Annotated in this window: 9 protein-coding genes; 5 read left to right on the forward strand and 4 right to left on the reverse strand. The window is 54.3% G+C overall.

The window, feature by feature from the left end:
* Nucleotides 1-488 precede the first annotated feature (488 nt).
* The 3 genes from purL (at nt 489) to ACQ4M4_RS19835 (ending at nt 6,623) form a co-directional block, all read left to right on the forward strand.
* Entirely contained in the window at nt 489-2,828 is a 2,340-nt protein-coding gene (gene purL, locus ACQ4M4_RS19825; RefSeq protein ID WP_430686187.1) for a phosphoribosylformylglycinamidine synthase subunit PurL, read from the forward strand.
* 402 nt (nt 2,829-3,230) lie between these two features.
* Entirely contained in the window at nt 3,231-4,754 is a 1,524-nt protein-coding gene (gene purF / locus ACQ4M4_RS19830; protein ID WP_430686188.1) for an amidophosphoribosyltransferase, read from the forward strand.
* Between the two features lie 372 nt (nt 4,755-5,126).
* Nucleotides 5,127-6,623: an ArnT family glycosyltransferase gene (locus ACQ4M4_RS19835; RefSeq protein WP_430686189.1), complete on the forward strand. Its 1,497-nt coding sequence runs from the start codon at nt 5,127-5,129 to the stop codon at nt 6,621-6,623.
* Nucleotides 6,624-6,646: 23 nt separating this feature from the next.
* Here the strand turns inward: ACQ4M4_RS19835 and scpB are convergent, their stop codons facing one another.
* From scpB to ACQ4M4_RS19855, 4 genes are all read right to left on the reverse strand, one after another.
* Complete coding sequence (gene scpB, locus ACQ4M4_RS19840) at nt 6,647-7,201, reverse strand: SMC-Scp complex subunit ScpB (protein ID WP_430686190.1); 555 nt, start codon at nt 7,199-7,201, stop codon at nt 6,647-6,649.
* 92 nt (nt 7,202-7,293) lie between these two features.
* Nucleotides 7,294-7,800, reverse strand: coding sequence for a hypothetical protein (locus ACQ4M4_RS19845; protein ID WP_430686191.1), 507 nt, complete (start codon nt 7,798-7,800; stop codon nt 7,294-7,296).
* 242 nt (nt 7,801-8,042) lie between these two features.
* The gene (gene leuD, locus ACQ4M4_RS19850) at nt 8,043-8,645 is read right to left on the reverse strand and encodes a 3-isopropylmalate dehydratase small subunit (protein ID WP_430686192.1); all 603 of its coding nucleotides are present in this window, start codon (nt 8,643-8,645) and stop codon (nt 8,043-8,045) included.
* 299 nt (nt 8,646-8,944) lie between these two features.
* On the reverse strand, nt 8,945-10,060 hold the full coding sequence (locus tag ACQ4M4_RS19855) for a metal ABC transporter substrate-binding protein (RefSeq protein ID WP_430686193.1): 1,116 nt from the start codon (nt 10,058-10,060) through the stop codon (nt 8,945-8,947).
* A 71-nt stretch (nt 10,061-10,131) separates the two neighbouring features.
* On the opposite strand from ACQ4M4_RS19855, the gene ACQ4M4_RS19860 reads away from it, so the two are divergent.
* On the forward strand, nt 10,132-10,875 hold the full coding sequence (locus ACQ4M4_RS19860; RefSeq protein ID WP_430686194.1) for a metal ABC transporter ATP-binding protein: 744 nt from the start codon (nt 10,132-10,134) through the stop codon (nt 10,873-10,875).
* A 201-nt stretch (nt 10,876-11,076) separates the two neighbouring features.
* On the forward strand, nt 11,077-11,931 hold the full coding sequence (locus ACQ4M4_RS19865) for a metal ABC transporter permease (RefSeq protein WP_430686195.1): 855 nt from the start codon (nt 11,077-11,079) through the stop codon (nt 11,929-11,931).
* Nucleotides 11,932-11,961: the final 30 nt, after the last annotated feature.

Below are 11,961 nucleotides of genomic sequence, written 5' to 3' on the forward strand. Positions count from 1 at the left end.
ATCCATTTTCTAGGAGTATAGCGGTCTTTTGACCTGTGTGAAGAGGCCGGAAAACCCAACATGGGCGATCGCACTCCCAAGTATGCCTACTTTTATAGTAACGCCGTTCTAAATGAGCCGAAGTGCCTATTGTGACGAGTGAAACGCTCAAGCGGCCATGGGCTGAGCTGGACGGAGCCGTTCTGGATCGGTGTTTCTGGGGATTGTGTGCCGCATCTTGCTGAGAACAGGGCTGAACTGCAACCGACGATATACAGAGTCCATCGAGTCTGAGTAATCGATCGATCGTTGAGTTTTGAACAATCGATCAATCACAGGACTTACGCAGTTGAATGATGGTTGGGGTGCTCAGCGCTCCAACCATCATTCAACTCCCTAGTTTTTCGGATGAAGTGCGTAAGTCCTAAATCATTCTAAATTTCCATGATTCTCCCATCATGGGATGGAAGCCCGATAGAATTGTCTATGTTCTTTTTCCCAACACGACCATGACCGAGGCTTCTGCTCTAGAAGGCGCGCCTTTTTCACCTGAAGAAATTGCTTCTGAGGGCATTAAACCCGATGAATATGAAGAAATTGTGCGCCGTTTGGGACGCCATCCTAACAAAGCCGAACTGGGCATGTTCGGTGTAATGTGGTCGGAGCACTGCTGTTACAAAAATTCGCGTCCGCTGCTGCGCCAGTTCCCTACCGAGGGCGATCGCATTTTGGTTGGCCCTGGCGAGAACGCGGGTGTAGTGGACTTTGGCAATGGGCTGCATGTTGCCTTCAAGATTGAATCTCACAACCACCCGTCGGCGGTGGAGCCGTTTCAGGGCGCGGCGACGGGTGTGGGCGGCATTTTGCGTGACATTTTCACCATGGGTGCACGACCGATTGCCGTGCTCAACTCGCTACGCTTTGGCAGTTTGGAAGATGCGAAAACCCGTCGGCTGTTTAGCGGGGTGGTGGCGGGCATTGCCCACTATGGCAACTGCGTGGGTGTGCCTACGGTGGGTGGTGAGGTTTACTTCGACCCTGCCTATTCCGGCAATCCCCTGGTGAATGCAATGGCGATCGGGCTGATGGAAACGCCTGACATCGTGAAATCGGGAGCCAATGGCTTGGGCAATCCGGTCTTGTATGTGGGTTCCACGACCGGACGCGATGGCATGGGCGGAGCCAGCTTTGCCAGCGCTGAGCTCAGCGATGAATCGATGGACGATCGCCCTGCCGTTCAAGTGGGTGATCCTTTTCTGGAAAAATCGTTAATTGAAGCCTGTTTGGAAGCCTTCAAAACCGGGGCGGTTGTGGCGGCGCAGGATATGGGCGCAGCGGGAATTACCTGCTCCACGTCGGAGATGGCGGCCAAGGGCGGTGTGGGCATTGAGCTCGATCTGGACAAGATTCCGGTGCGGGAAACGGGCATGGTGCCGTACGAATTTCTGCTGTCGGAGTCGCAGGAGCGCATGCTGTTCGTCGCCGCCAAGGGACGGGAGCAGGAGCTAATCGATATTTTTCACAAATGGGGTCTGCAAGCGGTGGTGGCCGGAACCGTGATCGCGGAACCCATTGTGCGGATTCTATACCAGGGGGCGATCGCCGCTGAAGTCCCTTCAACCGCACTGGCCGACAACACGCCCATCTACCACCGCGAACTGATGGCTGAGCCGCCTGCTTATGCCCAAAAAGCCTGGTCCTGGAGCGAGGCGGAACTGCCAACTTGTGATGCGACTGGGATTGCTGGCAAAACCTGGACGGAGGTTTTGCTCCACCTGTTGGATACTCCGACGATCGCCTCCAAACGCTGGGTGTATCGGCAGTACGACCATCAAGTGCAGAACAATACGGTGATGCTGCCCGGTGGCGCAGATGCCGCCGTGATTCGCGTGCGGCCACAAGTGGTTGAGTCGGGTGACGCGGTATCGCCTGCTTCCTTTCAGACGGGCATTGCGGCGACGGTAGACTGCAACCCCCGCTATGTGTATCTGCATCCTTACGAGGGCGCCAAGATGGCCGTGGCAGAGGCCGCACGCAACCTGAGCTGCGTTGGGGCAGAGCCTGTTGCGGTAACGGATAACTTGAATTTTGGCAGTCCGGAAAAGCCGATTGGCTATTGGCAGCTGGCAGAAGCCTGTCGAGGATTGGCGGAAGCCTGCGGCGAGTTCAGTACGCCGGTGACGGGTGGCAACGTGTCGCTATACAACGAAACCTTGGATTCTGAAGGAACCCCCCAACCCATTTACCCCACGCCGGTGGTGGGCATGGTGGGACTGGTGCCAGATATCACCCAAGTGGTGGGTCAGGGTTGGCAAGCCGAGGGCGATCGCATCTATTTACTTGGCTCTTCCAACGCTTTAACTCTGGGTGGCTCGGAATATTTGGCCTCGGTACACAGCACCGTGGCGGGTATGCCGCCCATTGTGGACTTTGACCTGGAGCGACGGGTGCAGTTAGCCTGTCGGCAGGGTATTCGCCAAGGCTGGGTCAAGTCGGCTCACGATTGTGCGGAAGGCGGTTTGGCGGTAGCGCTGGCAGAATCTTGCATTGCGGGCGATCGCGGTGCAGAGATTACCCTACCCAGCGTGGACGGTCCGCGGCTAGATACGGTGCTGTTTGGGGAAGGAGGCGCGCGCATTGTGGTGTCGGTATCGCCCGAACATACGGCAGAATGGGAAACCTGGTTACAGGAACAACTGGGCGATCGCTGGCAACAGCTGGGTTCGGTTGGCTCATCCACCGATGCGTTGCGAGTTTCTATCCCCGGCGGTACCCCAGTCATCGACGTTAGGATATCAGAAGCAACCAAAATGTGGTCGGGTGCGATCGCCCGTCGCATGGATGCCTAGTCCAGCCTTTTCCATTGCATGGTCGCGTGGTGGGCCAAAGCGATTGTGGTTTTGGCCCTATCTGACATCGATTTTGCAACTCACATTCCATGGATTCTCGGCACTACTTGCTGCCACCCTGGATATAGGATGATTAAGGAATCGTTAATACAGACTAAAGCCCGCTCATTTGCGAGCCCATCCGTTCATTCATTCCCTGGTTCACTCAGCCGATTCTGCTCTCAATTCTTGTTCTCGTTCACGAATCCCCCATTCACAGCCAAATTCTCGTCTCAAACAAGATGACCCGCCTACTGAGGTCAGCTTTTGTTCATCTACCCGGTAAGGTGCTTGTTGTTCCCGACCTTACCGTTCAGTTCATTTTGCCGACTTGTCTCTGTCCAACATGGAGCCAAAAGACTCATGATTCCGACCTCTGAAGAAAGCTCGTTTCCCTGGGATGCTGCCGAGGAGCGCGATGCTCAACGTCCCGATAAACCTGAGGAAGCCTGCGGAGTATTTGCGATTTACGCTCCAGATGATGATGTCGCAAAGCTCACCTATTTTGGTCTCTTTGCGCTTCAGCACCGGGGCCAAGAATCGGCAGGAATCGCCACATTTGAGGGCATCCATGCAGACGATCCCACGAAGACTCGCGTTCACCTGCACAAGGAAATGGGTTTGGTGTCGCAGGTCTTTAACGAACATATTTTGAAGGACATGCCCGGTGAACTGGCTGTGGGCCATACCCGGTATTCCACAACGGGCTCTAGCAAAGTGGTGAATGCTCAGCCTGCGGTCGTGGAGACTCGCCTGGGAACCCTGGCTTTGGCCCACAATGGCAACTTGGTAAATACTGGCAACTTGCGAGAGGAATTGCTGAAGGCCAATGCGCAATTGCAAACCACGACTGATTCGGAAATGATTGCTTTTGCGATCGCCCAGGAAGTGGATTCGGGTAAAACCTGGACGGATGGTGCAATTAGCGCCTTCAAGCGCTGTACGGGAGCCTTTAGTTTGGCGATCGCAACGCCCATTGGGTTGATGGCCACGCGCGACCCCAACGGCATTCGTCCGTTGGTGATTGGCATTCTGCACGACGAACACAGCAACGGTATCCCACGCTATGTGATTTCGTCTGAGACGTGCGGACTCGACATTATTGGCGCGGACTATGTGCGCGATGTGCAGCCAGGGGAACTGGTGTGGATTGACCATGAAGGACTGCAATCAATTCAGTGGGCCAACGAAACGCGCAAGCTCTGCATCTTTGAGATGATTTACTTTGCGCGTCCTGATAGCTTGATGAATGAGGAATCGCTGTACAGCTACCGTTTGCGCTTGGGACGGCAGTTGGCCATGGAGTCCACAATTGATGTGGATTTGGTGATGGGGGTGCCTGATAGTGGCATTCCTGCGGCGATTGGCTTTTCGCAAGAGTCTGGCATTCCTTTTGCAGAAGGCTTGATCAAAAACCGCTATGTGGGCCGTACGTTCATTCAACCGACCCAAAGCATGCGCGAATCAGGCATTCGCATGAAGCTAAATCCGCTGCGCGATGTGCTGGAAGGAAAGCGCATCATCATCATTGATGACTCGCTGGTGCGAGGAACAACGAGCCGCAAAATTGTGAAGGCGCTGCGAGATGCCGGTGCGCTGGAGGTGCATATGCGGATTTCGTCGCCACCGGTGACGCATCCGTGCTTCTATGGCATCGACACCGATACTCAGGATCAGCTGATTGCAGCCACCAAGTCGGTAGATGAGATTCAGCAGCATATTGGAGTGGATTCGTTGGCCTATCTCAGCTGGGATGGCATGTTGAAGGCAACGCTGCAAGATCGCGAAACCTTCTGTTCGGCGTGCTTTACAGGCAGCTATCCTGTTGATGTACCAGAGCAGTTTAAGCGGACGAAGCTACGATACGAGACGGTAGCCAGCAAATAGGGTGATTGGTTTACTCACCGATTCGCCGTCAACTTGCTGAACCGCTTGCATGATCGCTAGTTTGGAAGGTTGAATGCTGGCACGGCTTAGCCGCCCAACATTCATGCAAGAACTTTACTCTGCAAAACCCGCGCAATGCGCGGGTTTTGTCGTACAGGGCTTACGCGGTTGAATGCTTTTGGGGGCGCTTAGCGCCCCCAAAAGCATTCAACTCTCTCACCATTCAACTCCCTGGTTTTTCGGATAACGTGCGTCAGTCCCATCATGATTACCGGAAGCTGATTGCTGGAATTTGCAACGGCGTGTGTAAAGTAGAAAAGCAGCTTTTGCCAAGCTCGTTTCGCTAAAGCCACCGTTTGCGGAGACTGTTCTGTGCGCCTTGCTATTCCTTTGCGCGATCGCTCATTCCTCATCTTCAATCTGTTGATTCCGGTGGGATTTGCGGCCTTTGTGCTGTTGTTCATGCCCATTGACAACGTGTTCGCATTTGATACGGATGAAGGCATTGAGTTAATTCGCGCCAGTCTGTATTCCAAGGGTTTTGCACTCTACAGCGAAATTTGGAGCGATCATCCGCCATTTTTGACGGTGCTCTTGGCCCAATGGTTGGATTGGGTGGGGCATACGATTGTGAATGCTCGATTGCTGGCGCTCTTTTTTGCCACGCTGCTGGTGTGGACGACCAGCCAGCTTGTGCGAATGACGGTTGGGCCTATTCCGGCAATCCTGAGCGCGATATGGCTAACGGCATCTAGCCAATTTTTGCGGCTGAGTGTGTCGATCATGATTGGACTGCCAGCGTTGGCACTTACCACTTTGGCGATTTATTTGGTGTTGTTGTATCAAACAACGTCTTCACTTCTGTTGTTGTTGCTTTCTGCGGTACTGTTTGCGATCGCATTACAAACCAAAATCTTCTTGGCGTTTGTGGCTCCTATCCTGGTTCTGTATTGGCTGCTGTCCAAAAGCGATCGCCTCACCCAGTTCACCCTGAAAACCAAAGATTTATTGGCTCCCTTTATTTGGGTGGTCTCCATTGTGATCGTCTTTTTGGCCACACTGCCGTTACTCAAAGCGCCCAGTATTCAACAAACGATCGCATTCCATTTCGAGTCAGATACCCAATCTGTGTTTGGTATACAGGATAGTATCTTGCGCTTGCTCGATATGATACTCAACGATATCGATTATTGGTTTCTGGCGATCGTGGGTATTGTGTGGCTAGTGCGGCAAAAAACTTGGTTTCGGAGCTTCCCACTGTTGTGGTTGTCGGCAGCGTTACTGTTGTTAGTCCGCCATAAACCGATCTGGTATCATCACTATCAACTTTTTTGTGTGCCGTTAATTTGGCTAGCGGCTTACGGTGCATCATTTGTTCTGGCTCAATATTCCTTCCAAAAAAACGCGCCCAAATGGCGTACCCAATGGTCACAAAAATCGCGTGGTATCAAACTGGCAACCGCCTGTTTAATCTTGGCGTTGGTCGCAGTTCCGATTAAGCTCACGTTTGTGCAAGTTGCCAATCATCAACGCTTCATTGCCAATTCGACCGACCATTTTGCCATGTTGGAGCAGGTGCGAGCACGGCAGGCCGATACGGAGTGGCTGTTTACCGATTACCCAATTTACGGATTCTATGCAGATCTCAAGGTGCCGCCAGAGATTGCCGTGTTTTCTCGTAAGCGCTTGGTATCCGGCAATCTGACTCCAGAGGAGTTGCAGCGAGTGTTTCGCCAGTACCAGCCGGAGCAGGTGGTGTTAGGTCGTTTTCCTGAGGTGCGGGCTGCGCTGCAAGTCGATCTTGCACAGGGGTATAGCCTGGCGTTTGAGAATCCGACGGTTGCCCTGTTTGTGAAGCAATCTCCGTAGCGTTGGCTTGAGTCTGATTTAATTCACGACTCGTCTGCATCAACATCTTCATCACTGGCTGGGTTTTGCTCGGCGTGATCTGCCCGTGCGGATGTTGCACCCAGTTCTTGCATGGAGGGCAATTTGTCAACTTGGAAGTATTGGTAGAACTTGTCGGTGACTTGTAGCCAGGAGGATCGGCTGTCGGCTTTTCGTCGCTTTTTGACAAAGCCGAGTTCGACGAGTTCCTGCACATGTTGGTAAGCACCAGAGCCGCGCAGATCGACCAGGGAGGTGAGGGTGAGTGGGCCTTTGAGGGCGATCGCCGCTAGAGACCGTAGTGCACCTAATCCTAAATCCACGGGCACTAATGTTTGGATTAAGTCTTGATATTCTTCGCGCAGTTGCAGGCAAAAGCCATCGGGGGTTTCTACGATTTCGAGGGCGCTGTCACGATGGGCGTAGTCGGCCATCAGTTCGATCAGTCCTTCTTCAACCTGATCGCGGCTAAAGCGGGAATATTCCACTAGTTTGGCCATTGGAAGGGGCTGGCCTTTCAAATACAAAATTGCTTCAAGTTTGCTGGCAACACGAACCATTGACTGAATTTACTCTAGTGTTGGCAGGACGAATGCTAAGGCAGTTTCCTGAAATGCAGACTGCTAGCATCTACCTGTTTGAGTTCTGCATCTTAGCTCGAAAGTGTGAGGCTGGAAAAGATTTGCTCCACGATTTGCTTGGTTTTGGCATCCAGGGCGGGCCAGTCAACTTCGCCAATGTCGTCGATGAGGCTGGTATCAACTTCTACATCAATGTCTTCAGCGATGTTGAGGAGGGGGTGGTAGTTTTTGAAGCAGATTTGGTAGCAGACTTGCCACAGATCTACGGAAACGGTGCGATCGCCCTGTTCTAGGCACAGGTAATAGGCGGGAAGGGGTTGGGGAAGCCGAGCAAGGGCTTCTTCAATGGGTTCGGCGTCTTTGGGAGGGGTGGTGGCGAGTTGTTGCCGCAGTTGCATGACTTGTTCGCGTACATCTGGAGGAACTTGCTCGTCCCAAATGGTTTCTTCGCGGTAGGTGCCTTTCCAGGTGGATTCGTCGAGGGCTTTGCGAATGTTGTCGATCAGGCGGATGAAGATGGGCTGCATGAGCAGTTCGGCCTGATGCCAGGTTTCGGGGTTTTTGAATTTGGGGGTCATGGTGGTGGGGCTGATGTGGAGGGCATGTGTGTTGCGAAAAACCCTGCTCCAGGGGACTTCCCCCCATTCCCCCGCTTTCTGGGGACTCGACTCCCCCAGACCCCCCGCAAGGGGTTAATGGCTCAATGCCAATCTGCGCTCCGGGTTAGGGCTGGGGTTGGGTGGCAAGGGGTGGCGGATTGGGGTTTATGCGAACTTCGAGCAGGCGAGCCACGAGCAGGTGAGCTGGTTTTGGGATAGCGTTACTGTGCAGTGGCCCAAGCGATGTAGGGGAGGCGGGTGGCGGTGGTTTGGATGCGATCGCCCTGGGCGACGAGTTGGCCGGTGGCATCCCAACTGCCGGAGACGAACATTTGCCGGGGACCGTCGCCCATGTGCACGGGGATGGAGAGGGTGCCGCAGGTGGCGGTCATGGCTTGTAGGTCAACGGTGAGGGGAGCGATGGGGTTGGTGGCGATCGCATCTTGTAGGGCTTTTACGTCGTCGCTGCTGGCGGTAACGCAGGGAATGCCCATGGCGACGCAGTTGCCGAAGAAGATTTCGGCGAAGCTTTCGCCGACGAGGGCTTTGATGCCCCATTTGGAAATTGCTTGGGGGGCGTGTTCGCGGGAGGAGCCGCAGCCAAAGTTACGGTTGACGACGAGGATTTCGGCTCCCTGGTACTGGGGTTGGTCGAAGGAATGCTGGCCTTGTAGCTGGGCGCGATCGTCTTCGAAGGCGTGTTCGCCCAAGCCATCGAAGGTGACGCACTTAAGGAAGCGGGCGGGAATGATGCGATCGGTGTCGATATCGTTACCAATGAGGGGAATGCCGCGTCCGGTGACTTGTTCAACTTGGCTAGACATGTGAAAACGCTCCTTACGGTTTTTGGTGGGAAGGGATTGGGGCGTGTTTGATGGGTACCGTGCTGGCATGGCACGCATCAAACACCCAAGGATGTTGGTGATATATCTGCGCCTTAACTAGATCCATTCTGCACTTAGACGGGCGCATCGACATAGATCCGATATCGACCATAGACCGAATAGATCCGATTGGGCGATCGCTTTTCTGTCTACCATTCCCAACGCTACCAGCATTGAGGCTGTCAGCCTCAATGCACGGGGCTGAACCAGGCCCAGGATTTTGACAGCCTGCACTCAAGCTAAGAGCCAACCGGAGCCGAATTTTCGTCGCAGGTACCGCCCAACGCATTCACGATGGTGCAAGTGTTGCTCACAAACATTTGCTGATAGGTTGGGGCTTCTGAGTCAGCGGTGCCGGGGCCTTCGACAAACAAGGGGCGATTGGCGATCGCAACGTTGGCATTGTTGGCTAAGGTCTCGATCAACTGTTTGTTGGTGGTTTGTTCGGCAAAAACGGCAGGAACGCTGGCGACTTTGACCAGTTCGACCAGTTCGGCCATGCGGGCTGCAGAGGGCCGGGCATTGGTGCTTAGTCCCTCAATGGTTCCGGCGACTTCTAGCTGGTAGGCGGCAGCAAAATATCGAAACGAGTCGTGGGGTGTGACTAACTTGCGGGCCGAGGCGGGTACTGTGGCAATTTGCTGTTTGATCCAACCGTCGAGTTGGGTAAGTTCGGTGGCGATCGCTCCAGCTTTTTCTTGAACGGATGATGCTTGATCGGGGACGAGGGCGGCGATCTGCTCTCCTACCAGTTCGGCCATGCGGGCACCGTTGTTGGGGTCGTGCCAAACGTGGGGGTCGGCTGTAAGCGCTGTGGTTTCGTTGGCGTGGCCATCTTCGTGTCCGTGCTCATGGGTGTGCTCATCGCCATGCTCGTGTCCGTGCTCATCGGCATGCTCATCGCTATGCTCGTGTCCATGTTCATGGGCTGTTCCCATCAAGGGAGCAGGAACGGCTGCTTCGGCCACGGCAACTTTGGGGGCGGGGGTTTCGGTTGCCTCAATCATGCGCTCTAGGCTCGTTTCGTACTCAAATCCGGTGTACAGCACAAGTTGGGCTTCTTCTAGCGCTCGCCGATCCGATGGGGCGGGTTGGTAAACGTGAGGATCGGTGCCGGGCTGCATCAAACAGGTGAGATCGATTGCATCGGCTCCAATTTGGCGGGCCAAGTCGCACAACAGTACCGAAGTGGCAACGACTTTTGGAGCATTACTGCTTGCTGCAGGGCTAGGAGAGGATGCCTCGTTGAGGGTGGGAGCCTGGGCCTGTTCGGCAGAATTGCAGGACGCAAGCCCAAGCACCAAGGCCAGCGCCGCCATGTGCCAAAACCGCTGAGGCGATACGGATGAATGCATACAAGAAACCTCTGATATACTCGTGAGTGGAGCGAATTTGAGAACGGTTATCATTTTTCTTTCAGGTTGCTATGCTAAAGGTTCAACACCTATCTGTCAATTACCGGGGAGTCGAGGCGCTAGAGGATATTTGCCTCGCGGTGGGTGCCGGAGAATTGGTAGGGTTGATTGGCCCAAATGGTGCGGGTAAAAGCACGCTAATTAAGGCACTGCTGGGATTGGTGCGACCTCAAGCTGGCAGGATTTTGTTTGAGGAAAAGCCGCTGGTGCAGCAGCGACGGCGGGTAGCTTATGTGCCGCAGCGATCGCAAATTGATTGGGATTATCCGGTCACGGCGTGGAACGTGGTGATGATGGCCCACACGGCACAAACGGGCTGGTTTCGTTCCTACACGGCGCGATCGCGCCACATGGTCAAGGAGGCGATGGAGCGCGTGGGCATTTGGCATTTGCGCGATCGCCAAATTGGAGAACTGTCTGGTGGGCAGCAGCAGCGGGTATTTCTAGCACGGGCGATCGCCCAACAGGCCGACCTATTTTTGTTTGACGAACCGTTCAATGCGGTCGATAAAAAAACGGAAGGCGTGATTCTCGATCTATTTGCCGAACTCAAAGCCCAAGCCAAAACCGTTCTTGTGTGCAGTCACGAATGGGGCCAAGCCCTGCACCGCTACGATCGCCTGCTGCTGCTGAACCAACGCCTCCTCGCCGATGGCGACCCCCAAGCCGTCATGACCCTCGACAACATCCAGCGCGCCTACGGCGAAAACCTTTCCACTCACAGCCATCGCACCGAAGTTCCCTTCTTCTGCTGAAGCGTAATGGCGCTGCGATAATTAGCGAATTCATTCGGTGCGTTACGCTACTGCTAACAGCACCCTACGTTCAATTGGCGAATTCACACGGCAGGCCCCGTCCACCCTCCCCTCTCCTCCCTCTGCCTTATCCCCAATCCCTAAATCCTAAATCCTAGCCCCTTCCCTCCTTCCCCTTCCCTCCTCCCTACTCCCCTCTAAATGCTCGACTGGCTCCTCGATCCGCTGTCCTACCAATTCATGCAAAATGCGATCGCCGTTGGGGTATTGGTCGGCATTTTGTGTCCTGTTGTGGGTAGTTTTTTGATTGTGCAGCGCATGGCGTTGTTGGGGGATGTGATTGCCCATGCGGTATTGCCGGGATTGGCGATCGCCAACTTTTTGCAAGCGGGAATTCTCGTGGGCTCCTTCATTTCGGGCATGCTCAGCACGGCGCTCATTGCCTGGATTCGCAGCCAAACGCGGGTCAAGGTGGATGCAGCGATGGCGTTGGCCTTTTCCTCCTTCTTTTCGCTAGGCATTTTGCTGTTCACCCTGCTAGATACACGGCTCAACCTGGAAGAAATTTTGTTTGGAGATATCTTGAGCGTATCGACAGCGGATGTGTGGCAAGCGGGTGTGATTACCGTGCTACTGCTGGTCGTGGTGCGCCTTTTTTACAAAGAGCTGCTGTTTTACACCTTTGACCGGGCTGGAGCCGAAGCCGCAGGTTTGCCCGTCAACCTGATTCACTACAGCATGATGGCGGCAATTACCCTGGCCATTATTGTGGGCATGCAAACGGTGGGCGTGGTGCTGGTGATTTCGCTGCTGGTGGGGCCAGCCATTACGGCCTATCTGCTCGTCAAGCAACTGCACTGGATGATGATTTTGGGCGCTGGATTGGGGGTCGTTGCGTCTCTCAGCGGCATGTACATTAGCTACTACCGAGATGTGCCCTCTGGCCCAGCGATCGCCCTGGTCACATTTGCGTTGTTCTTTTTAGCGCTGCTGTTTAGTCCGTATCAAGGCATCCTCACGCGACCTCGCGCTGCCCGCAAATCGGACAACTCCTAAATTGAGATAGCGCAATTGAAGTAAAGCAAT

Origin of the sequence: Leptolyngbya sp. AN02str, assembly GCF_050565595.1 — a bacterium.
In the GTDB taxonomy this organism is placed as follows: domain Bacteria; phylum Cyanobacteriota; class Cyanobacteriia; order Elainellales; family Elainellaceae; genus Kaiparowitsia.

Bases quoted from the DNA above. Each gene is read 5' to 3' on its own strand.
- purL (WP_430686187.1), top strand. From the start codon at position 489: ATGACCGAGGCTTCTGCTCTAGAAGGCGCGCCTTTTTCACCTGAAGAA.
- purF (WP_430686188.1), top strand. From the start codon at position 3,231: ATGATTCCGACCTCTGAAGAAAGCTCGTTTCCCTGGGATGCTGCCGAG.
- scpB (WP_430686190.1), bottom strand. From the start codon at position 7,201: ATGGTTCGTGTTGCCAGCAAACTTGAAGCAATTTTGTATTTGAAAGGC.
- ACQ4M4_RS19845 (WP_430686191.1), bottom strand. From the start codon at position 7,800: ATGACCCCCAAATTCAAAAACCCCGAAACCTGGCATCAGGCCGAACTG.
- leuD (WP_430686192.1), bottom strand. From the start codon at position 8,645: ATGTCTAGCCAAGTTGAACAAGTCACCGGACGCGGCATTCCCCTCATT.
- ACQ4M4_RS19855 (WP_430686193.1), bottom strand. From the start codon at position 10,060: ATGCATTCATCCGTATCGCCTCAGCGGTTTTGGCACATGGCGGCGCTG.
- ACQ4M4_RS19860 (WP_430686194.1), top strand. From the start codon at position 10,132: ATGCTAAAGGTTCAACACCTATCTGTCAATTACCGGGGAGTCGAGGCG.
- ACQ4M4_RS19865 (WP_430686195.1), top strand. From the start codon at position 11,077: ATGCTCGACTGGCTCCTCGATCCGCTGTCCTACCAATTCATGCAAAAT.